Raw genomic sequence first — 20,842 nt, 5'->3', positions numbered from 1 at the left:
CGGCTCTTGCGCAACCTCTATTGTGCCCTGTTAAGGGCCCGCGCGGGAAATACCGTTCATGTCCGGGTCTTTCAAAATTCGACGGCATGACGCCTAAAGCCACTACAAAATGAAGGGTTGCTCTATACTACGCGTTTCCCTTTCAGAGGCTTTGCCACGTGTTCGCCGGTCTCGCTCATTTTCGTCAAACGTACCTTGTCCGCTTCTGGGCTCCCCTTCCGACACTGGTCGCCTTGGGTGTCCTTTCGGCGTATTACTTCACGCTCACCCATACGTTCTGGGCCGTCACCGGAGAATTTACCCGTTGGGGAGGACATGTACTGTCCTGGTTCGGCCTCCATCCTGAGGAATGGAGCTATTTCAAGCTCATCGGTTTGCAGGGCACCCCGCTGGACCGGATCGATGGCGTCATGATCGCCGGCATGTTTCTCGGTGCCTTGAGCATGGCGTTGTTCGCAGGCAATGTGGGCTGGCGCTGGCCTACCAGTCGTAGGCGCCTGCTGCAGGGATTGATTGGTGGGATCGTTGCAGGCTTCGGTGCTCGCCTGGCCATGGGATGCAATCTGGCAGCCTTTTTTACCGGCATCCCTATGTTTTCCCTGCATGCCTGGGCTTTCATGCTGGCGACTGTCGCAGGAGCCTGGATAGGGGTAAAGCTCAGCCTGCTGCCCTTTCTGAGAGCGCCACTCAAGGTTGGCAAAACCCGCTCGCCCATGCCTTCCCCAGATGCGCTTGCACGTCGGGCCAGAACACAATCCCGCCTGGGCATCGCCATACTGTGTGCCGCGGCACTGCTGGCCGCCTGGCGATTCGAGGCCTCCTTTGTATTGGGTATCGCCTGCATATTCGGGCTCTTGTTCGGCACCCTGATCGAGCGGGCCCAGATCTGCTTTACCAGCGCCGCCCGTGACATCTGGACGACCGGCCGCACTCGGGCTGCCCAAGGGATTCTGTTGGGGATGGCGGCTGCGTCCATTGGCACTTTTGGTGCGATTCAGTTGGGCGTTGCGCCCAAGATTTTCTGGATGGGCCCGAACGCCATTATTGGCGGCCTGCTCTTTGGTATCGGCATCGTATTGGCCGGTGGCTGCGAGACCGGCTGGATGTACCGCGCCGTGGAAGGACAGGTGCACTTCTGGATAGTGGGCCTGGGCAATGTGATTGGCGGTACGCTGGTGGCAGTGTATTGGGACGAGCTGGGTAATGCACTGGCGCTTCCCTATCCCAAGATCGACTTACTGAAAGCCGTCGGCCCTGGCTATGGTTTGCTACTAACCTTTATCGGCCTGGGCATCGCCCTGCTATTGGTTCAACTCAACGCTCGCCGTTTCGGCACCTCCAGGAGAGTCCATGAGCACACAACCGGATCTGTCTCTCGACCTGAGGGGCGAACACTGCCCCTATAACGCCATCGCTACACTGGAAACCCTGGAAACGATGCAGGCTGGTCAATTGCTTGAAGTCATTACCGACTGTGCGCAGTCGGTACATGGCATTCCAGAGGATACCCAACGCTATGGCTATCTGTGCCGTAGCGTCGAGCAGCATGGCTCGCTGTTCCGCTTCCTGATCGAAGTCCCTGCGGAAAAGGTAGGCCAGACGGCAGCCAGCGTCACCGTGTAGTCAGGAGTCAGAAGTCATCTCCGGAGGCCCCCTTCGACTTACGCCTCGGCAGCCACTCGGTGCGCCATGGCAACACCGGGCCTTATGGCTGAGCCGACTGACATCAATTCATTCAATGCCGACACCACCTGATCGACAGTGATCGCCTGCATGGACGCCCGGCACTTTTTGCAGGGCAGCCGTGCGCCATTACCCAACGGCGTCTTGCCTTGATACAGATTGATGTGGCCCAGGTAACCCGTGACCCGCGGCGAAATAAACTCTGAAAACAGCACCACGGCTGGCGTCGAAACCGCTGCAGCAGCATGGTGCATTCCGCCTTCAGCCCCAACAAAACCCCGGGCATGAGCCAGTACGGCCGCCGCTTCGCGAAAGCTGGCCGTCACGACATGCCGTACCCCCGGAAGCAGCCGGGTTCCCTTCGGTCCCAACTGCACGAAGTCGAACCCGCACCGAGCCAGCTGTTCCCAACGCTCCCAGAGCCAAGCCTTGTTGGAATCGGTCACCTTGGTATGGGGCTCAATGACAATCGCGCCCTGGGCATGTTGTCGGCCGAACGCCAGTTCCTGGGCAGAGAAAAATATCTCGCCAGGCACCAGTTCAAAGACCTGCCACTCGCAGACTTTCTTGTTCTTGCGGTAGATATACGGACGCCTCTTGGGGGCGTTGCATATCGTGACGCACCCTGGCTCCGGCTGTTTGAGAATATAGGGATTATTCTCCCAGATCTCTGACCAGCGCGGCTGCCCCTCACAATCCACGAACACCACTTTCTGCCGGGTCTTTTCGTAATGCACGCGGGCCTGACCCGCAGCCATCAGCTCGTCACCCCATCCCATTCGATTTCTCCCGAATGTAATGCCGAACCCAAAATGTGCCAGGAGACTAGCAGGCTCATCCTTAAGATTTGCTTAACCAAACTGCATTCGTGAGCGTTTCGTTAAGCAGACACCTTTCAAAGGTGTAAGCGGGTATTTCCATCGGTTCTGAGCGATGCTGTCGACAGCATCGTCACAGGGTAACCACAGGGGCACACGGCTTTTCAGCCAGACGTGCGATAGTGTGGGCTGATCGGATACCGGAGCGCTTGATGTACCAGGAACTCAACGAGTTATGGCTGCTGTTCATTCAGACCTTGGCCTGGACGACTTACTATCTTCAGCTCGGGCTGCTGCTGTGCGCTGTTGGCATTGTGGCCGGCCTAGTGAAATGGGGCGTATGGTGGGGTAAGGCTCTGGTTATAGGCTCTGTCGGGATTGCCGCCCTGCTTGCGCTGGCACTGGACGCCATTGGCAAACTGGTTGCCACGTTATAGATGAGAAGCATTATACAAGGCATGTCGAAAAAGCCTTGGAGCCGAACCTGTAAGGAACACTATCCGGCACCACCGGTCCGTGTGTAGGTGACAAGGAAACTGCTTATAACAAGTTGTTTACCCATGGAGACCACCATGACTGTCAAAGCCCTGCTTGCTGTAACTGCCCTTCTGGCCTCCAGCGCTGCGCTGGCAGCCTCCCCGGCGATGGAAAAAGAAGGTGTCCTAGTCGATGACCAGGGCAGAACGTTATATACCTACGACAAGGACACCGAAGGTGTCTCCAGTTGCAATGGCAAATGTGCGGAAAACTGGCCGCCGCTCAAGGTAGAGGCCGGTAGCAAGCCTTCGGAGGCCTGGACCGTGATCGAGCGTGAAGATGGCGCCATGCAGTGGACTTACAAGGGCAAGCCGCTGTATACCTTCGTCCAGGACAAAAAGGCTGGTGACAAGACTGGCGATGGCAAAGGTGGTGTCTGGCATATAGCCAAACCATAACGGCTCAGGAAACCGGCTACCGCGCCGGTTTCCCTTCTGACACACCGCTGCCAAGATGCACTGGCATGCTCATCAATACCCAGCACCTGAGCCCGGCATCAGCCCGCCTGAATACCCTCTTTTGAGAACTCTTCATGACCGACTCCTCGCCCATCCGTATCCTCGACTCACAAATTCTTGCCAATGATTGGGGCGTGCTGACCAAGTACACCTTGGATTACCAGCGGCGTGATGGATCACGACAGCAGCACACCCGTGAGACCTACGACCGCGGCAACGGCGCGACGGTACTGTTGTACAACCTGGAGCGCCGTACCATTGTGCTGATCCGACAGTTCCGCCTGCCGACCTATCTCAATGGCATTCCTGATGGCATGTTGATCGAAACGCCGGCCGGCCTGCTCGACAACGCCGCGCCTGAAGAGCGCATCCGCGCTGAAATCGAAGAGGAAACGGGATACCACCTCCATCATGTCACCAAGCTGTTCGAAGCCTACATGAGCCCGGGCTCGGTCACGGAAAAACTCTACTTCTTCGCGGCAGAATACGATAGCGATACACATAGAAGCGAAGGGGGCGGGCTGGCTGATGAAGGTGAGGACATCGAAGTAATGGAGTTTGGCTTCGATGAGTTGCTGGACATGATTCGCGCCGGACGCATTCTGGACGCCAAGACCATCATGCTGGTGCACTATGCAGCGCTCTACTTGTTCCCTAAGCGCTAGACATCGTACACATGGCTAATCCGCCTCTCAAAGCGAATATCCTGCTGCAGACCTTGCGGTCTACGACCATGCTCTTCGTTGAACATGGCCAGGACGTGCTTTAACCAGATTTTCAAGCCGTTTCACACTTTTAGACCCCTCTCCTGCAAGGGCAGAAACCTCTGCGTTTGCAGGAGGTCGCACACCTCTTATCAGTTGAATCAGTGGCCAGCCAATATGCTGGCAAGACCGTGATATGCAAGCACCGGATAGACGCATCAGGAAATAATATTCCGGCTTACTGGCCTGAAAAGGTGTGGATCGTTCAGGTTCTAGCCAGAATTTGGCATATACCCTGTTTGACGGTCCCTGCGCGGCGTGCTACATGCACAAACTCTGCATGAGGTGATTGCTGATCATAGGCCAGGCTTGTTACGGTACGGCCCTTTCCAAAAGATGGCCTTTTGTCCAGGCTCTCATACTTTTATTACATGACCATTTAATGCCTATGCCCACTTTTCTCGCAGCCCTTTTTTCTCGTACCCCGTTAGCCAAGGGCACACGCATTTTTTCCAAAGGCTCTACCTGGAGCGCCTGTTTGCTCGGAGCAGCCCTTACAGCAGGTCTGGGTCAGGTACAGGCCCAGGAGAACAAGGCGGCTGACCGTTGGGTCAGCGATACGCTGTCCACGTATGTTCGCAGCGGCCCGACCGATGGCTATCGTATCGTTGGATCACTCAAGTCCGGCCAGAAAGTCGAGCTGGTCAACACCCAAGGTGATTACAGCCAGATCCGAGGCGAAAGCGGTGACCTGGTATGGATTCGCTCCAGCGAACTGCAGGAACAGCCTGGCCCGGTAGAGCGTGTACCGCAACTGGAACAGCAGGTAAACGAGCTGAGCAGCAAGCTCAAGACGATCGATGACAGCTGGAAATCCCGCGTTCAGGGCATGCAGGAAACCATGGACGCCCGCAAAGCACGCATAGATGAACTTGAGCAGACCCGGCGCCAGCTAGATGCTGAACTGACCGACGCACAGTCCGAACTTCGCAGCGTCAAGGCGCGCCTGGGTGATGAGAACAAGGATGTCATGATGCGCTATCTCGTTTACGGAGGCAGCATTGCCGGAGCCGGCCTGTTGGCAGGTTTGATCCTGCCGTCATTTGCGGGTCGCAGAAAGCGCAACGATCGCTGGTTCTAAAGGGCAGGCTCCAGGTACAACATGTGTGCCTGGAGCCCTCCTCTTATTCATCAAGCACAAAGCGGGCAAGCCGCTGCCTGAGCATGCGGTTTTCCATACGCAGGGTTTCTACCTGGGTCAGCAGGTCGAGCGCCAGTGCGATGCCCGCCCAGTCCAGCTCAAGCTCTCGTTGCAGCCGTACGGCACGGCGTACCGTATGCAACGCTGACAGGTCGAATACCCATACCTCTGGCCGCGGCCCGCGTGGCTCGACGATGCCATGCTCGACAAGCTCGACGATGTGAGTCACTGGCGTATCGACCAGCTGGCTGATCTCTTCGATGTCAAATTCCACGATTACGGTGGTCATCTCAGTCCCTCCACTCACTTCTGGGGTTGAAGCTGGCCTTGTTCGCCAATTGCTCCCATAGTTTCCGAGTAGCCTCATCATGAGTCTTGGGCATGACAATCTTGATCACGGCGTATAGGTCTCCTGCGCCGCCCTTCCGGGTTCGCAACCCCTTACCCTTGAGACGTAAACGCTGCCCCGCCTGGCTGTTGGCCGGAACGGTCAATTGCAGTTTTCCGCTCAAGGTGGGGACAGTTACCTTGGCGCCCAGTGCAGCTTCCCAGGGCGCAAGCGGAACGGTCAGAAGCAGGTCATGCCCGTCGACATCGAAGAGTGGATGAGGAACTAGCCGGACAACCAGATAAAGATCGCCGTCGGGTCCGCCATTGAGCCCTGGGGCGCCCCGCCCTTTCAGCCGGATTCGCTCGCCATCGGTCACACCTGCCGGAATGCGTACGTTCAGGCTCTTGGGTACGCTCTCGTGACGCAACCCGTTCGCGCTATAGCTAGGCACCCGATAGTTGATGGTCCGCGGCTCGTCCGACAGCGTGTCTTCGAGAAACAACGGCAGTTCCATTTCCACATCCTGCCCTCTTCGTCCGGCACTACGCTCCTGGCCGCGCCCACTACCGGGTCGGGCACCAAAAACAGATTCGAAGAAATCGGAAAAATGCCGCTCGTACTGCCCGTCTCCTCCGCCAAAATTGCCGTTGAACTCCCAGCCTGGCGGCGGCTCGAACTGCTGCCCGGCCCGGCCGTACTGGCGTAGTTGATCGTATTCGGCTCGTTTTTCCGGATCTCTGAGAACCTCATAGGCCTCGGAGACTTCCTTGAATTTGTTTTCCGCATTCGGCTCTTTGCTGACGTCTGGATGATATTTGCGCGCCAGCTTGCGGTATGCGGTCTTGATCGCTTTTTCGTCTGCGCCCGGGTCGACGCCCAGTAGCGCATAATAATCTTTGAATTCCATCGAACCTCACCGTCTCGTCAATCGACAACAGTCAAAAGCAGACAGCCATGACAGGCCTGCCGCTGCCCGGTGATCGTGCCTGTCTATAACCATAGCCCTATCAGCCCGGTATGGCGCTGATACAGGTCAGTGCACGACACAAACACCCTTCGATAAAGATGTGGACAGTACGCCAGGAATCCAGTGCCGGTTGCGAAAAAGACACGGAAGGCAGCCGTTTGCCAAGCGGCTTCAGGCGCGCACCGCCTGTGCGAAGGCGGTGCGCGAGGAAGGATCAGTTTTACTGCTGAATCAGATTGACGCGGTTGCCTGCGCCGGATTGGCTCAGATTGACCCGTAGATCAGCACCGGTCTGCTGTAGCGTGATGTGGTTATCCGACCCGCTCAGCTGGCTGAGATACGCCACGTTACGATCGCCCTGCTGCCCGATGGTGATTTCATTGAGCGAGCCTTCGGTCGAAGCGCTCAGGATGTTGTCGCTACCCTCTTGCGTGCCGTACAGGACGTTACTGTTGCCGGTCTGGTCGGCATAGAACTCGTTACCGGTCCCGGTCTGGTTGGCGGTCGCAATGTTGTAGTCACCCACCTGGCTGAGCTGAGCGGCCTGCCAGTCACCTGCCTGGAAAGCATCGATACTGTTCGAGACACCACTCTGGGTAGTGTCTGCGTCGTTATTGCTGCCTTCCTGAGTGACCAGGGCGCCGCCATTCTGACCGTCGATACGGACAGCGGCTTGCTGCTGCGTACCGCGCTGGGTGACATAGGCCGAGGTATTCACACCACTGACCTCAAGCGTGGCCACGGAACCCTGGCTGTCCAGCTGGTAGATATTGGCGGAGGTATCGTTCCCTGTCTGAATGACCGTCGCAACGTTATTGGAGCCGTCCCGCTGCCACAGCAGAGCGGTGTGATTGTCGCCCTGTTGATTAACGGATACTTCAATGGCCACGGCCCCTTCCTGCAGCGTATGGGCCCAATGGGTGTTGCCGTTTTGCGTAATCCGGGAGGTTGCCTGGGTCGTGTTTAGTTGTTCGGTTTCAGCTTCGTTGGCAGTGCCTGTCTGGCTCTGGTTGACTGAAGCCGATTCGGAAGCTTGCTGAGAGACTGACGCCTGATTGTTCCAGCCATACTGGTATTGGTTGGAGTAGGCATTGGCCGAGTCAGCCTGCTCGACAGTCGCGACGTTGTAATTGCCCGCCTGTGCCTGCTGTGCAGTACCGGCTTGGCTATTGGCCTGAGTCAGGCGAGCCTCATTGGCGTAACCGCTATGCGACTGCTTGACAGCATTACCGGAGCCGGACTGCTCGATCGTAGCCGTATTGAGCACACCGTGCTGGTCCTGTCGGGCCGTATTGTTTTCAGCGAAGGCTTGCGTGGCTAACACCGCGAGAACGGCAGCGGCGAGCGGTTTGAAGATAAACATAGCTCTCTCCATGAATGTTTATTTCCACCAGAGGTACAGCAAGGCCTGGAAGACCTTTACCGCATTACCATTGCGCAAGAACCTGCAAGGGCACCCTAGCGATCAGGCATTGTGAATCGGGAGGCTATATTCGCCGTTTAGCGCAGCGACGGGTATCAACCGAAAGATTGAAAATATGTGCGTCTTGCCTTTTGCCAAGCGATAACCGGCACCTTATGGATGGGCGGTTAGAACCTTACGACGCCCTTACGGCCTAATGGATAACGCCTGAATAAGGCCCGAACGGGAGACGAACATGAGCGACATCAAGCACCCCGAAAACCAGAACGCTGAAAACGAAGACCTCGATAATCGTGACGTCGATGACGACCAGCTAGACCAGGCCGTAGAGGAAACCTTCCCTGCCAGCGACCCGATTTCACCATGATCTGATCAGTCGATCGGATTTCTTCTACTCGGTCTTGGGGTTGAAGACTATATACCTATAGCTTCAACCCTTTTTTTGTGCCTGTTGTTTCCCAACGCCTGTTCATCACGGATGCGCCCACGGGTTGGCCATCAGTCTGATCAGGATCACCGAACGCAGCAGCGTTGAGAGCCTGGCTGCCGCCTTCGACATCCGGCGCAATCATTCCTGGATAGCAATTGTGCCCCTCATGCCTGTGGCAGTCAGGGCATGTTGCGTATTGAAGCGTTAGCCTGCCGAGCGACACCTTTACTGATCGCTGTTGGAGCATCCTTGCAAGTTGGCCTGGGTCACGTTGCTGAACGCCGGAACACTACGCGTCAGCCAGACATTACCACCAATGGTGGAGCCTTTTCCGATAGTGATGCGTCCCAGAATGGTCGCGCCGGCATAGATGACCACATCGTCCTCGACGATCGGATGGCGTGGATGCCCTTTTTGCAGATTACCGGACTCATCGGCCGGGAAGCGCTTAGCACCTAAAGTCACTGCCTGATAGATCCGAACCCGCTCGCCAATGATGGCTGTCTCGCCGATAACCACGCCGGTACCATGATCGATAAAGAAACTGGGGCCGATCTGCGCACCTGGATGGATATCAATACCCGTCGCCGAATGAGCCAGCTCTGCAATCATGCGCGCAAGCAGGGGCAGGTCAGAACGGTAGAGCTGATGCGCCAGACGATGGTAGATCACGGCCAGAATACCGGGATAGCACAGCAGTACCTCATCCACGCTACGCGCCGCCGGATCGCCACGGTAGGCTGCCAGCACATCGGTATCCAAAAGACGCCGCAGATCAGGCAATGCCAAGGCAAAGTCCTGCACAATGCGCTGCGCCGGATCTTCGACCGCGCACTCAGAGGTTCCCCGCTGTCGAGCGGTATAACATAGCTCCAGCCGTACCTGCCCCAACAGAGCATTGAATGCACGGTCCAGCACATGCCCTACGAAAAAGTCTTCGCTTTCCGCACGCAGGTCACTGGGTCCCAGACGGAGCGGAAACAAGGCGCTACAGAGCGACTCAAGGATCTCGCTCATTACCGCTCGCGACGGCAGTTCACGGCTGCTCAGTTCTCGCGTTCGGCCATGCTGGCTACGCCATTCGTTACGAGCGTCATGCAGCTCATCTACGATTCGTTCCAGTTGCCAGTTGATCCCCGGGGCTTTACCCCGCACCGCATTTGAATCGCTCATTACCACGTTCCTGGAAAAAGAACCGGCGCGAGCCGGTCCTGGGTTCGACAATAAAACGTTGCGGCTGATCAAGCGTGCCCCAACGCATGCTCGTACCTTACCGCATCGTCTGCCCGATCGGATAGGATGGGGACAGACCTGCCAACGCCGCACCGCCTGGCGTCAAGGCAACCACGAGTGAAACATTCATACAGGAGAACTCTTATGACGTTTGGCCCCCTGGTCAGTACCGAGTGGCTTGCCAACGCATTAGGCAACAAAGACCTGGTGATATTCGATGCCAGTGTCTACCTGCCCAACGAGTCGAAACATGCACGCGCCGAGTATGAGGCTGCTCACTTACCTAGTGCTCGCTTCTTCGATATCGAAGAGATTTCAGATCAGGACACAACGCTACCGCACATGGTGCCCTCTCAGGGTCGTTTCGCCCGGCGGGTAGGTGAGCTGGGGGTCAACAACCAGTCCCGCGTTGTGGTTTATGACCAGAAAGGGTTGTTTTCAGCAGCGCGTGCCTGGTGGATGTTTCGCCTCTTCGGCCATGATCAGGTCGCAGTGCTCGATGGAGGCCTTCCCAAGTGGCAGAGCGAACATCGGCCCGTAGAACAAGGCCCCACACCTGCCGTACCGGCCCAGACGTTCGAAGCCACGTTCCACGCCAGAATGCTACGGGGCCTGGGCGATATCCAGGCCAACTTCGACAGCCGCCTCGAGCTGGTACTGGATGCACGCGCGGCCAATCGCTTCGAGGGGTCGGTGCCCGAGCCGCGTGCAGGCCTGGCCTCCGGGCATATTCCAGGTAGCGCCAGCCTGCCCTATACCAATCTTCTCAATGCTGACGGAACGTTCAAGGATGTCGAAACGCTTCGCGCGCGCTTCGCGCACTCTGGTGCGGACGGCTCACGACCAGTGGTCACCAGCTGCGGCAGTGGCGTGACAGCAGCCGTTCTTCTCCTGGGACTGGCAGTGGCAGGCCTACCGGAAGGGGCTTTGTACGATGGTTCCTGGACAGAGTGGGGCTCGCGTGCAGACACCCCCAAAGCGACGGGAAAGGCCTGACCATTCCCGCGGTATCGCTCATCTGACGGTACCGCTCCACCAAAGCGGCATGGGCTCGAGGGATCATTCTTTGGTCTAATAGACGCCTTTTTTATGGCCTCGAACAAGATAGTTCTCTTGCTCTGAGCCACGCTCTTTCAGGGCTCGGCTGCTTGCGTGCTACTTAAAAGTATTATCAGGCAAGCAGTTAAGCCATTTGTCTCATACGGTCTTTCAAGTGCGATAAACGAACAAATGGCTATTGCTTTAGGTAGCGAATCGATAGCATTATCGCGGCACGTCATCGTACAACCCTGGCCTTAAGGCACAAGGGTGAATTCCACAATAAATTTAATAATGGAATAACCTGAATGTTGAAGATCGCACCCTGCACGGCCTTATCTTCCCCGTCCGATATTCCCCCCTCTTCCAGATTTTGTGGAGGCGTTTGCGCGTCCGCTTAGGTTCGGCTGCCCATTCAGGCCGGACATGAATTGCCCTGAGGACCAGGGCTTCTCCGCCTCTGATAAATCAATCCGTAAGAGATTGCGCTCAGGTGCGGCATCATTACTCATGGGAGTACAACAATAATGACCCTTCGCTATCTCTCTGTTCCTGCGTTTATCGGATGCACACCGCTTGCGCTGGCCTTGGCATTACCGATGGCTGCTCATGCCGAAGGTTTCCTGGAGGACGCCAAAGTCAACGTAATGACCCGCAACTATTACTTCAACCGGGATTTTCGTAATAGCAGTAACACTCAGCAGAGTAAGGTCGAAGAATGGGCACAAGGTTTCATTATGACGGCAACCTCGGGCTACACGCCGGGCGTCGTAGGTTTTGGTCTAGACCTGACCGGGCTCTATGGGATCAAGCTGGATAGCGGTCGGGGCCGCGCTGGCACTCAATTGCTGCCGGTACATGATGATGGGCGTGCCGCGGATGATTTCGGTCGTTTGGGCGCTACTTTCAAGGCTCGCATTTCCAAGACTGATCTGTTGTTAGGCGAATTGATGCCTAACGTACCGGTGCTTCGCTTCAACGATGGTCGTCTGCTTCCTCAGACATTCCGCGGTGCGACACTGACCTCCAAGGAACTGGACGGCTTCACGTTCTATGCTGCGCAGATTCGTCAGGTGAGCCTGCGTAACTCCTCCAACATGGAGGATCTGTCCATCACGACCGGCGGTGCCCGTCAGATTCGTGCAGCCTCTTCGGATCGCTTCAATTATGTAGGGGGTGAATACACCTTCAACGAGAAGCGCACCATGGTTGGCGTATGGCACGCGCAGTTCGAAGATGTCTACAAGCAGAACTTCTTCAACCTGACCCATACCCAGAAGTTCGGGGACTGGAGCCTGGGCGCGAACCTGGGTTACTTCACCGGTGAAGAGGAAGGCCAGGCGCGTGCGGGCAACCTGGACAACAAACTGTTCACCGGACAGTTGTCAGCCGGTATTGGCGGCCACAAGTTTACCGTGGGCTATCAGCGCGTTAGCGGTGACAATGGCTGGTTGAGCGTCAACGGCACCAGCGGCGGCAGTATCGTAAACGACATGTTTACCCAGAGCTTTGACAATGCCAAGGAACGCTCCTGGCAGCTGCGTTACGACTATAACTTTGCTGCTATGGGTATTCCGGGTCTGGCCTTCATGGCGCGTTACGGTCATGGTGACAACATATACGTCAACGCTGCCAATGATGACGGCTCGGAATGGGAACGTAACTTCGATGTGGCCTATACCTTCCAGAGCGGCCCGCTCAAGGACCTGAACATGCGTTGGAGAAACTCCATGGTTCGTCGCGACTATGGTAGCAACAACGATGTCGACGAGAACCGCCTAATCTTCAGCTACCCGATCTCGATTCTGTAAGCGCCAGGTCGATACAAAAAGCCCGTCTTTCGACGGGCTTTTTTTAACGCCTTGCCTACTGCCCTTCATATTGAGTTTGGCGTGACTCCACGCCCAGCTCATCCCATACCGACTCGGCCAAATGGAAGGTCGCGTTGGCCGCCGGGATACCGCAATAAATGGCGCTCTGCATGATCACTTCCTTGATCTCATCGCGCGTTACACCGTTGTTGGCAGCGGCGCGCAGATGCAGCTTGAGTTCTTCGCTCCGGTTCATCCCAATCAGCATGGAAATGGTAATCAGGCTACGGGTATGCCGCGGCAGGCCCGGACGGGTCCAGATATCACCCCAGGCGTGCCGGGTGATCATCTCCTGAAACTCCTCGTTGAATGGCGTGAGCTTTTCCAGGCTGCGATTCACATGGGCATCGCCCAATACCGCGCGACGGACCTCCATGCCCTTTTCATAACGTTCGCGTTCGTCCATCTCGGGATCTCCTAAGCCGTCAGGAAAGCCAGGACACGGCGACTAAATGCTTCGCCGGCCTGTACATTGGAAAGATGCGCAGCATCGAATTCCGCATACTCGGCATTCGGAATCTGAGCCTGCATGTAATGACCGTCGGCCGGTGTGGTGACGGCATCGTGCGTACCCGCCACGATAAGCACCGGAACGGTGACGGCCTTGAGATGCTCACGAAAATCACCGTCACGCACGGCAGCACAATTGGCGGCATACCCTTCTGGCGAGGTAGCTGCGAGCATGTCGGTAATGCGCTTGACCTTGGCTGGCTCTGCCTGAGAGAACTCAGGTGTAAACCAGCGGCTAATGGAGGCATCGCGCAGGTTGACCATGGCCGCCTGACCGCCCTTGAGTACCGTATCGATACGGTCGTTCCAACCGTCTGCCGTTCCGATCTTGGCAGCGGTATTACAGATAACGACACGCTGGATACGGTCACTGGCGTTCACTGCCAGCCACTGCCCGGTCAGTCCACCCATGGACAGTCCGCAGAAAAAGGCTTTCTGAACCTTGAGCGCATCCAGCAGCGCCAGGACGTCATGGCCCAATTGCTCAATGGTGTACGGACCGGGCGTGACGGTGGAGCCGCCATGGCCCCGTGTGTCATAACGCAGTACGCGAAAATGCTCGGTAAAAGCGGGAATCTGGTCATCCCACATATGCAGGTCAGTGCCCAGCGAGTTGGACAGCACCAGAACCGGCGCGTCTTCGCGGCCATCGAAACGGTAATTCAGTTCGCCCTCGGCGAGTTGCACAGTTGGCACAGGAATCCTCCTAGCGAGCAGACGTCAGTGAATGGTGTTCGGCACAGGCGCGTTCTACCCAGGTGCGGGCCTGTCCCAAGTAGTGCGCAGGATCGAGCAGATGATCCAGCTCATCGGCAGACAGCTCGGCGCTCACGGTCTCGTTCTGCCCGAGCGCCTCACGCAGGTGGCACTTCTGCTCGACCGCACGACGGCAGCACTGCTCGACCAAATGATGCGCCTGCTCACGACCGACACGTTGGCTAAGGGTAATGCTGACGGCCTCGGCCAGTACCAGTCCGTGGGTCAGCTCCAGGTTCGTGCGCATGCGTTCGGCATCAACCTCCAGCCCTTCGGCTACCAGCAACGCCTGTTCCAGCGCACCCGAAGTGAGGCAGAAAATATCAGGCAGGGTGTCCCATTCGGCATGCCAGAGACCCAGGCTGCGCTCGTGTTCCTGAGGCATGGCTGCGAACATGGTGGCGACAAGGTTGGGAATGCGGGTCGCAGCGCTGATCAGGACTGCCGCGCTGACCGGATTGCGCTTGTGAGGCATGGTCGAGGAACCACCCCGCCCCTGCCCGGCCGGCTCGAAAACCTCCGCCGCTTCTGTCTGCATCAACAGGGAAAGGTCACGCCCCAGCTTGCCCAGGCTTCCGGCAATCATGCCGCACATACTGGCGGCTTCTACCAAGCGGTCCCGCTGGGTATGCCAGGGTTGATCAGGTAGTGTCAGGTCAAGTTCTTTAGCCAACGCCTCGGCGACCGGCATGGCTTTGTCACCGAGCGCCGCCAGTGTGCCCGACGCCCCACCGAACTGCAGCACCAGGACACGCGGCTTGAGCTCAGCCAGCCGTTGGCGATGACGGGTAATTGCGCCTAGCCAGCCGGCAATCTTCATACCCAGCGTGACGGGCGTTGCATGCTGCAGCCATGTTCGTCCGGCCAGAGGCGTATCCACATAGCGCCGAGCCTGTTTGGCCAAAGTATCAGCCAAGGCAGTCAGATCGTCCTCCAACAGCGCGAGGGCCGCGCGGACCTGCAGCACAAGCCCGGTATCCATGACGTCCTGACTGGTGGCGCCCATGTGCACATAGCGTTCAGCCTCGGGGCTTGTACGCTTGATTTCACGTCCCAGTGCCTTGACCAGCGGAATGGCCGAGTTGCCGCTGCTCACGATGGCCTGCTGCAACGCGGCAAGGTCATAGGCCTCGGCACGGCAAGCCGCCTCGATCGGTGCGACGGCATCCTTGGGAATCAGGCCGACCGCGGCTTCGGCTCGCGCCAGGGCGGCTTCGAAATCCAGCATGCCCTGCAAACGTCCCCTATCACTGAAGACATCACGCATCGCGGCCTGGGTAAAGTAGGCATCGAAGAGTTGATGGGTCGGACGCTGACTCATATGCATTTATCCTTATTAGTGATCGTCATGCAGATAGCTGGCTCTGCGCGGCAGGCGCAGGCTTACCAGGAAGGCCACTACCAGCATGCAGGACACATAGATGTAGAAGAGATTCTCATGCCCCATGGCTTTGAAGTTCAGCGCAACGAATTCGGCCGAACCGCCAAACAAGGCATTGGCTACGGCATAGGAGAGCCCTACCCCTAGCGCACGCACCTGTGGCGGAAACATCTCGGCTTTTACCAAGCCACTGATCGAGGTATAGAAACTTACAATAGCCAGCGCGAGGATGATCAAGCCAAAGGCAATGACCGGGCTGGTCGTGGTTTTCAGGGTCAGCAGGATAGGATAGGTACACAGTGCGCCGAGCGCACCGAACCACAACATGGAAGCGCGGCGGCCAATACGGTCAGACAAGGCACCGAACAGCGGCTGCATCAGCATGTACAGGAACAGCGCACCGGTCATGATGCCGCTGGCCGTCTTGGCATGCATGCCTACGGTGTTGACCAGATACTTCTGCATGTAGGTTGTAAAGGTATAGAAAATCAGCGAGCCACCGGCGGTATATCCCAGCACAGTGAAAAACGCCGCCTTGTGATGTTTGAACAGAGCCGACAGCGAACCCGCCTCTTTGGCAGCACGGCTTTCTGCCGTCGTGGTTTCCTCAAGCGAGCGACGCAGCAGCAGCGAAATCACGGCAGCAACCGCACCCACTACAAAAGGAATACGCCAGCCCCAGGCACGCAGCTCCTCTTCGGACAAGACCTGCTGAAGGATGACCACCACCAGCACCGCCAGCAACTGTCCGCCAATCAGCGTCACATACTGGAACGAGGCATAAAATCCGCGCTTACCCTTCAGCGCCACCTCACTCATATAGGTTGCAGTAGTGCCGTATTCACCGCCGACCGACAAGCCTTGGAAAAGTCGCGCCATGAGCAGAAGAAGCGGCGCCCAGAAGCCAATGCTGTCGTAGGTGGGCAGGCAGGCAATCACCAGTGAGCCGGCGCACATCATGAGCACGGAGATCATCATTGACGTACGCCGCCCATAACGGTCGGCCACCCCACCGAAGATCCAGCCACCGATGGGTCGCATCAGAAAGCCTGCGGCAAATACACCGGCAGTGTTAAGCAGTTGAACGGTGGGGTCGTCTGAGGGGAAAAACGCGTGAGCAAAATAGATGGAGCAAAAGGAGTAAACGTAAAAGTCGAACCACTCGACGAGGTTGCCAGACGAGGCGCCGACAATGGCGAAGATTCTTTTACGACGCTCTTCCAACGTATAGGAACTGGTAGTCATTCGATCCGCTCTTGTCATTGAAATAGGAATAGTCCGGCACGCAATCGATCCTGACGTGCCGGTGAATGACCCTACAGAGGGCAGCCTTTGCCCTGTCGCAGGGTGTGCCGCCTACGCGTGACGGATTCGCAGGCCTTGGTGAGACATGTCCTTTTACAATTCTCTCCTTTGCAAAGCCGCAAATCCTTCGCGCTGGCGCAGATCACCCTTATTCCTCATCAACGCCCCGTTGTACGAGGCGCCCAAGACATTGACCTCAAACGCGCTCGACTGCCAGCGCCAGACCTTGTCCAACCCCAACACACATGGTCGCGAGCCCCAGCTGCTTGTTGGTCTTTTCCAGCCAATGCACGGTAGTCATGACCAGGCGTGCACCGCTCATCCCCAGCGGATGACCCAGTGCAATGGCGCCGCCCTGCGGATTTACTTTTTCACTGTCGTCCGGTAATCCCAAGCCTCGCACTACCGCCAGGGCCTGGCTGGCAAAGGCCTCGTTCAGCTCCACCACATCGAAGTCTTCAATGGTTTTCCCCAGACGGGTCAGCAGCTTTTGCACCGCCGGCACTGGGCCGATTCCCATGACACGTGGCGCAACGCCGCCACTTGCCATACCGAGAATGCGGGCGCGAGGCTTGAGGCCATACTTCTGCACGGCCTCGGCCGAGGCGATGATCATGGCCGCAGCGCCGTCATTCACACCCGAGGCATTACCCGCCGTGACGGTCTTGTCGGGCCCATTGACGGGCTTGAGCTTGGCCAGCATCTCCAGCGTGGTATCAGGGCGTGGATGCTCGTCCTTGTCGACGATCGTCTCGCCTTTCTTGTGGACGATTCGCACCGGCACGATTTCTTCGGCAAAGAAGCCGCTCTCCTGGGAAGCCGCCGTGCGCTGTTGGCTGCGCAACGCAAAGGCATCCTGATCGGCCCGGGAAACATTGTGATCCTGCGCGACATTGTCTGCCGTTTCCGGCATGGAATCGGTACCGTACTTCTGTTTCATCAATGGGTTCACGAAGCGCCAGCCGATGGTGGTGTCTTCGATCTTCTGTCCGCGGGAAAACGCAGTGTCCGCCTTGCCCATCACGAACGGAGCGCGGGACATCGATTCCACACCGCCGGCAATGGCCAGCTCCATCTCACCTGTGGCAATGGCGCGGTAAGCCGTCCCTACAGCGTCCATTCCCGACGCGCAAAGGCGGTTCAAGGTAACGCCCGGTACGGTTTCCGGAAGGCCTGCTAATAGAAGCGCCATACGCGCCACGTTACGGTTATCCTCGCCCGCCTGGTTGGCGCAGCCCATGAATACCTCATCGACTTCCGCCCACTGCACTCCAGGGTTGCGCTCCATCAGCGCCTTGAGCGGAATAGCCGCCAGATCATCGGCACGGACGCTGGACAGCGCACCGCCAAAGCGTCCAATAGGTGTACGAACGGCATCGCAGATGAATACATCACGCATCATGAGGCTCCTGATACCGCTCCTGGTCGGGCCGATGGCCCATGGGTAAGGAGGCGGTGTGACGGTCATAGCAGCACCTGAAATCGAGGGTGCCAGCTACCTGGGTCGTACTCGCCCGGACGGAAGACCAGGCGAGTGATGTTGAACGGAACAGTAAGCCGCAAGGCTGTAAGCAGACAATCCGATAATCGAATCTACGGTCGATTATCGAACACGTTTATCTATTCCCGTATGCGGTTGCGTGAATCGAAAAGGCCTTATGACGCATCAGAATGACTGACGATACCCTTGATCACTACAGCCGCCGTAGCCAGCGCAGCAGGCACCACCAGCGCAGTCAGCACCTGCTCGAAATTCCATCCCAGCCCCAGTAGAGTGGCCCCCATCCAGGCCCCCAGAATGGCACCGAAGCGTCCGATACCCAGCATCCAGGACACCCCTGTGGCACGACCCTGGGTCGGGTAGAAGCGTGCCGCTAATGAAGGCATGGCGGACTGCGCACCGTTGATGCACATCCCTGCAACCAATACCAGCGTAGCCAGCAACGTCACGTGACCCAGGCTCTGCCCGACACAATACGCAAAGACACCAGCCAACAAGTAAAACGTGCCAATGACCCAGTGCGGATTGATCCGGTCCATCGCCCAGCCCACGGCTACCGCGCTAAGCACGCCACCAAACTGAAACAGGGCTCCGATGAATGCAGCCTGCTCCATACTTGCACCGCTGTCGCGCATCAGGGTAGGCAACCAGCTTGTCAGCAGGTATACGATGACAAGTCCCATGAAGTAGGTCAGCCAGAGCAGCACCGTGCCCAGCCCACACGCCTTGGAGAAAATAACGGCAAAGACATTGCGCGCCTTGACTGTGCGCTGCTCTGGTACGCTGAACTCCCTGGCCTGCTGCACGATACTTGGGCCGATGGGCAGCAAGGCCTTGCGAATCCGTGCCACGCCCCGGTTATGCACCACCAGATAGCGGGCCGATTCCGGCAACCACAGCAGCAGCACCACTGCCAGAGCCATCGGTAGCAAGCCCCCGAGCAACAGCAGGCTATGCCAACCGAACGCCGGAATCAGCTTGGCAGAGATGAACCCGCCACACGCCATGCCCAAATTGAAGCCGCAGAACATGCTGGTTACCAGTAACGACTTAAGCCGCTCCGGGGTGTATTCAGACAGCAGTGTCGTGGCATTCGGCATGGCGGCACCTAGGCCAAGGCCGGTCAGAAAACGCAGGATCACCAGTTGATCCACCGTACCGCTGTAGGCCGAGATCACGCTGAAAAGTCCAAAGATGGAAACGGCGGCAACCAGCACGACCTTACGGCCGAACCGGTCCGCCAACGGTCCCGAGCCCAACGCACCAAACACCATCCCGACCAGGGCAGCGCTCATGACTGGTCCAAGGCTTGCTCGATCGATTCCCCAGTCCTGGGTCAACGCCGGTGCGATAAACCCCATGGCAGCAGTGTCCAGGCCATCCAGGAAAACGATCAAAAAGCACAACACCACGATTCGCCATTGATAGCGGCTCAGCGGCTGGGCATTGATAAATGTCTGAACATCGAGAGTCGTGTTCGTCGAGGCCCCCATCATGATAAGGCCTCCATCATCCACGAATATAAAGAAAGCGCATCGGAGCGATGCGCATGCACCATCCCGCTCACGGGAGAAATCATGCAGAACATAGGCGGACTCTGTTGTTTTTATCAGGCGTGCCGGCTGGCAACGTGCCTCTACCCTACGGAGCAGGCACGCACTGCACAATTCGATTAACGGCTAAAGGTTCGATTAACGAACAGTTTTAGTGAAAGAGCTTGGAGCTGAGTTCCTGGCTGGCCTTGAGTAAAAGGGGCAGGAAACGACGCTCCAGCTCCTGCCGGGTGATGCGGCTGGCATGGGTGCCCACGTTCATGGCAGCCATGACCTGACCGGAGGCATCCAGTACCGGTACGGCCAATGAACGAAGCCCGACCTCCAGTTCCTGGTCAACGACGCACCAGCCCTGCTGCCGGATCTGCTCGAGACAGGGCAACAGCTTTTCTGGCGTATGCAGTGTGCGACTGGTCTTAATTTGCAGGTCAGCACGCTCGAAGTAATCCTGAAGGGCAGCATCATCCAGAGCCGCCAGCAGAATACGGCCCATGGAGGTGCAGTAGGCCGGAAGCCGGCTGCCAACGCTCAGATCGACCGAAATCAGCCGCAGCGGTGTGGCGGACCGGGCGATGTACAACACCTCATCGCCCTCAAGCGTGGCGACGGAGCAGGCCTCATGCAGCTGCTCGCTCAGGCGATCCAGAATGGGTTGGGCGGTGAGCGCCATGGGCGTGGATGACAGATAGGCATGGCCCAGCGTCAGCACCTTGGGTAATAGTGAATAGGTCCGTCCATCGGTGGTCACGTAGCCCAGCTTCATCAACGTATGCAGGCAACGCCGAACCGCCGCGCGGGGGATCTCGGTTCGGTGGCTGATCTGTGCAATGGTCAGATGCCGCTTGCGCTCCTGAAAGGCATGGATCACAGCCAAGCCACGTGCAAGGGACGTCATGAAGTTTGGATCGCCCGTGAAGGCCTCGATCCGCTTGGCCGGCGATGCAATGATAGGCGGTGCGCCAAAGCTGTGAGGGTCACGCGAATTCGAGTTATCCATGATCTCTGCCCGGCCGCTGTCTGATTTGGCCGATTATCGAAGCATCTGATCGATAATCGCAATACGACAAACGCAGTCTTGTTCGTTTATAGGCCACTTACAGATCGTCACTGTGCCGATTTCGTCCTCGCACCTGGGGAAAAAT

Annotated in this window: 21 protein-coding genes; 9 read left to right on the top strand and 12 right to left on the bottom strand. The window is 57.5% G+C overall.

The window, feature by feature from the left end; all coding sequences use genetic code 11:
- Window positions 1-158: 158 nt before the first annotated feature.
- Window positions 159-1,406 carry a selenium metabolism membrane protein YedE/FdhT gene (gene yedE, locus QWJ10_RS04235; RefSeq protein WP_289924561.1) on the top strand — a complete coding sequence of 416 codons (1,248 nt, stop codon included), beginning with the start codon at window positions 159-161 and terminating at the stop codon, window positions 1,404-1,406.
- Window positions 1,351-1,623: a sulfurtransferase-like selenium metabolism protein YedF gene (gene yedF, locus QWJ10_RS04230; protein ID WP_026003751.1), complete on the top strand. Its 273-nt coding sequence runs from the start codon at window positions 1,351-1,353 to the stop codon at window positions 1,621-1,623. The genes yedE and yedF overlap by 56 nt, the downstream gene beginning before the upstream one ends.
- Window positions 1,624-1,661: 38 nt before the next feature.
- Here yedF and QWJ10_RS04225 read toward each other — a convergent pair whose 3' ends face one another.
- Window positions 1,662-2,462, bottom strand: a complete 801-nt coding sequence (locus QWJ10_RS04225) for a glycosyltransferase family 9 protein (protein ID WP_289924560.1) — start codon at window positions 2,460-2,462, stop codon at window positions 1,662-1,664.
- A gap of 251 nt (window positions 2,463-2,713) precedes the next feature.
- Between QWJ10_RS04225 and QWJ10_RS04220 the strand changes: the two genes are divergently transcribed.
- From QWJ10_RS04220 to QWJ10_RS04205, 4 genes are all read left to right on the top strand, one after another.
- Entirely contained in the window at window positions 2,714-2,938 is a 225-nt protein-coding gene (locus QWJ10_RS04220; protein ID WP_010795453.1) for a hypothetical protein, read from the top strand.
- A gap of 135 nt (window positions 2,939-3,073) precedes the next feature.
- Window positions 3,074-3,436 (top strand): hypothetical protein, encoded by a 363-nt coding sequence (locus tag QWJ10_RS04215; RefSeq protein ID WP_019364305.1) that lies wholly within the window; start codon window positions 3,074-3,076, stop codon window positions 3,434-3,436.
- A gap of 134 nt (window positions 3,437-3,570) precedes the next feature.
- Window positions 3,571-4,161, top strand: a complete 591-nt coding sequence (locus tag QWJ10_RS04210; protein WP_010795455.1) for an NUDIX domain-containing protein — start codon at window positions 3,571-3,573, stop codon at window positions 4,159-4,161.
- A 481-nt stretch (window positions 4,162-4,642) separates the two neighbouring features.
- Entirely contained in the window at window positions 4,643-5,341 is a 699-nt protein-coding gene (locus QWJ10_RS04205) for a TIGR04211 family SH3 domain-containing protein (RefSeq protein ID WP_074825042.1), read from the top strand.
- Between the two features lie 43 nt (window positions 5,342-5,384).
- On the opposite strand, the gene QWJ10_RS04200 is transcribed toward QWJ10_RS04205, so the two are convergent.
- From QWJ10_RS04200 to QWJ10_RS04190, 3 genes are all read right to left on the bottom strand, one after another.
- Window positions 5,385-5,690: a chaperone modulator CbpM gene (locus tag QWJ10_RS04200; protein WP_010795457.1), complete on the bottom strand. Its 306-nt coding sequence runs from the start codon at window positions 5,688-5,690 to the stop codon at window positions 5,385-5,387.
- A gap of 1 nt (window position 5,691) precedes the next feature.
- Window positions 5,692-6,639 carry a curved DNA-binding protein gene (gene cbpA / locus QWJ10_RS04195; RefSeq protein ID WP_289924559.1) on the bottom strand — a complete coding sequence of 316 codons (948 nt, stop codon included), beginning with the start codon at window positions 6,637-6,639 and terminating at the stop codon, window positions 5,692-5,694.
- A 280-nt stretch (window positions 6,640-6,919) separates the two neighbouring features.
- Window positions 6,920-8,062 carry a hypothetical protein gene (locus QWJ10_RS04190; protein ID WP_289924558.1) on the bottom strand — a complete coding sequence of 381 codons (1,143 nt, stop codon included), beginning with the start codon at window positions 8,060-8,062 and terminating at the stop codon, window positions 6,920-6,922.
- A gap of 295 nt (window positions 8,063-8,357) precedes the next feature.
- Here QWJ10_RS04190 and QWJ10_RS04185 point away from each other — a divergent pair, with 295 nt between their 5' ends.
- On the top strand, window positions 8,358-8,489 hold the full coding sequence (locus tag QWJ10_RS04185) for a hypothetical protein (protein WP_010795460.1): 132 nt from the start codon (window positions 8,358-8,360) through the stop codon (window positions 8,487-8,489).
- Between the two features lie 288 nt (window positions 8,490-8,777).
- Here QWJ10_RS04185 and epsC read toward each other — a convergent pair whose 3' ends face one another.
- Window positions 8,778-9,725, bottom strand: coding sequence for a serine O-acetyltransferase EpsC (gene epsC, locus QWJ10_RS04180; RefSeq protein WP_289924557.1), 948 nt, complete (start codon window positions 9,723-9,725; stop codon window positions 8,778-8,780).
- Window positions 9,726-9,929: 204 nt separating this feature from the next.
- Between epsC and sseA the strand changes: the two genes are divergently transcribed.
- Both sseA and QWJ10_RS04170 read left to right on the top strand, forming a co-directional pair.
- On the top strand, window positions 9,930-10,781 hold the full coding sequence (gene sseA, locus QWJ10_RS04175; protein WP_289924556.1) for a 3-mercaptopyruvate sulfurtransferase: 852 nt from the start codon (window positions 9,930-9,932) through the stop codon (window positions 10,779-10,781).
- Between the two features lie 569 nt (window positions 10,782-11,350).
- A complete protein-coding gene (locus QWJ10_RS04170) occupies window positions 11,351-12,634 on the top strand; it encodes an OprD family porin (RefSeq protein ID WP_019364297.1) in 1,284 nt (427 codons plus the stop codon).
- 55 nt (window positions 12,635-12,689) lie between these two features.
- On the opposite strand, the gene pcaC is transcribed toward QWJ10_RS04170, so the two are convergent.
- From pcaC to QWJ10_RS04135, 7 genes are all read right to left on the bottom strand, one after another.
- Window positions 12,690-13,100, bottom strand: coding sequence for a 4-carboxymuconolactone decarboxylase (pcaC, locus tag QWJ10_RS04165; protein WP_010795464.1), 411 nt, complete (start codon window positions 13,098-13,100; stop codon window positions 12,690-12,692).
- A gap of 11 nt (window positions 13,101-13,111) precedes the next feature.
- Window positions 13,112-13,900 (bottom strand): 3-oxoadipate enol-lactonase, encoded by a 789-nt coding sequence (pcaD, locus tag QWJ10_RS04160; protein WP_150346781.1) that lies wholly within the window; start codon window positions 13,898-13,900, stop codon window positions 13,112-13,114.
- Window positions 13,901-13,910: 10 nt separating this feature from the next.
- Window positions 13,911-15,281, bottom strand: coding sequence for a 3-carboxy-cis,cis-muconate cycloisomerase (locus tag QWJ10_RS04155; RefSeq protein ID WP_289924555.1), 1,371 nt, complete (start codon window positions 15,279-15,281; stop codon window positions 13,911-13,913).
- A gap of 15 nt (window positions 15,282-15,296) precedes the next feature.
- Complete coding sequence (locus QWJ10_RS04150) at window positions 15,297-16,586, bottom strand: MFS family transporter (protein WP_010795467.1); 1,290 nt, start codon at window positions 16,584-16,586, stop codon at window positions 15,297-15,299.
- 256 nt (window positions 16,587-16,842) lie between these two features.
- The gene (pcaF, locus tag QWJ10_RS04145) at window positions 16,843-18,048 is read right to left on the bottom strand and encodes a 3-oxoadipyl-CoA thiolase (protein ID WP_073449465.1); all 1,206 of its coding nucleotides are present in this window, start codon (window positions 18,046-18,048) and stop codon (window positions 16,843-16,845) included.
- 254 nt (window positions 18,049-18,302) lie between these two features.
- The gene (locus tag QWJ10_RS04140) at window positions 18,303-19,643 is read right to left on the bottom strand and encodes an MFS transporter (RefSeq protein ID WP_019364292.1); all 1,341 of its coding nucleotides are present in this window, start codon (window positions 19,641-19,643) and stop codon (window positions 18,303-18,305) included.
- Between the two features lie 208 nt (window positions 19,644-19,851).
- Window positions 19,852-20,697 (bottom strand): IclR family transcriptional regulator, encoded by an 846-nt coding sequence (locus QWJ10_RS04135; protein WP_010795470.1) that lies wholly within the window; start codon window positions 20,695-20,697, stop codon window positions 19,852-19,854.
- Window positions 20,698-20,842: the final 145 nt, after the last annotated feature.

This window comes from Pseudomonas sp. WAC2 (assembly GCF_030403525.1).
Lineage (GTDB): Bacteria > Pseudomonadota > Gammaproteobacteria > Pseudomonadales > Pseudomonadaceae > Chryseomonas > Chryseomonas luteola.
Note: the sequence above shows the minus strand (reverse complement) of the source record. Positions and strands in the feature narration are given on the sequence as shown.

Coding starts and splice junctions, on each gene's coding strand:
- yedF (WP_026003751.1), top strand. CDS start 1,351: ATGAGCACACAACCGGATCTGTCTCTCGACCTGAGGGGCGAACACTGC.
- QWJ10_RS04225 (WP_289924560.1), bottom strand. CDS start 2,462: ATGGGATGGGGTGACGAGCTGATGGCTGCGGGTCAGGCCCGCGTGCAT.
- QWJ10_RS04220 (WP_010795453.1), top strand. CDS start 2,714: ATGTACCAGGAACTCAACGAGTTATGGCTGCTGTTCATTCAGACCTTG.
- QWJ10_RS04215 (WP_019364305.1), top strand. CDS start 3,074: ATGACTGTCAAAGCCCTGCTTGCTGTAACTGCCCTTCTGGCCTCCAGC.
- QWJ10_RS04210 (WP_010795455.1), top strand. CDS start 3,571: ATGACCGACTCCTCGCCCATCCGTATCCTCGACTCACAAATTCTTGCC.
- QWJ10_RS04205 (WP_074825042.1), top strand. CDS start 4,643: ATGCCTATGCCCACTTTTCTCGCAGCCCTTTTTTCTCGTACCCCGTTA.
- QWJ10_RS04200 (WP_010795457.1), bottom strand. CDS start 5,690: ATGACCACCGTAATCGTGGAATTTGACATCGAAGAGATCAGCCAGCTG.
- cbpA (WP_289924559.1), bottom strand. CDS start 6,639: ATGGAATTCAAAGATTATTATGCGCTACTGGGCGTCGACCCGGGCGCA.
- QWJ10_RS04190 (WP_289924558.1), bottom strand. CDS start 8,062: ATGTTTATCTTCAAACCGCTCGCCGCTGCCGTTCTCGCGGTGTTAGCC.
- QWJ10_RS04185 (WP_010795460.1), top strand. CDS start 8,358: ATGAGCGACATCAAGCACCCCGAAAACCAGAACGCTGAAAACGAAGAC.
- epsC (WP_289924557.1), bottom strand. CDS start 9,725: ATGAGCGATTCAAATGCGGTGCGGGGTAAAGCCCCGGGGATCAACTGG.
- sseA (WP_289924556.1), top strand. CDS start 9,930: ATGACGTTTGGCCCCCTGGTCAGTACCGAGTGGCTTGCCAACGCATTA.
- QWJ10_RS04170 (WP_019364297.1), top strand. CDS start 11,351: ATGACCCTTCGCTATCTCTCTGTTCCTGCGTTTATCGGATGCACACCG.
- pcaC (WP_010795464.1), bottom strand. CDS start 13,100: ATGGACGAACGCGAACGTTATGAAAAGGGCATGGAGGTCCGTCGCGCG.
- QWJ10_RS04155 (WP_289924555.1), bottom strand. CDS start 15,281: ATGAGTCAGCGTCCGACCCATCAACTCTTCGATGCCTACTTTACCCAG.
- QWJ10_RS04150 (WP_010795467.1), bottom strand. CDS start 16,586: ATGACTACCAGTTCCTATACGTTGGAAGAGCGTCGTAAAAGAATCTTC.
- pcaF (WP_073449465.1), bottom strand. CDS start 18,048: ATGATGCGTGATGTATTCATCTGCGATGCCGTTCGTACACCTATTGGA.
- QWJ10_RS04140 (WP_019364292.1), bottom strand. CDS start 19,643: ATGATGGGGGCCTCGACGAACACGACTCTCGATGTTCAGACATTTATC.
- QWJ10_RS04135 (WP_010795470.1), bottom strand. CDS start 20,697: ATGGATAACTCGAATTCGCGTGACCCTCACAGCTTTGGCGCACCGCCT.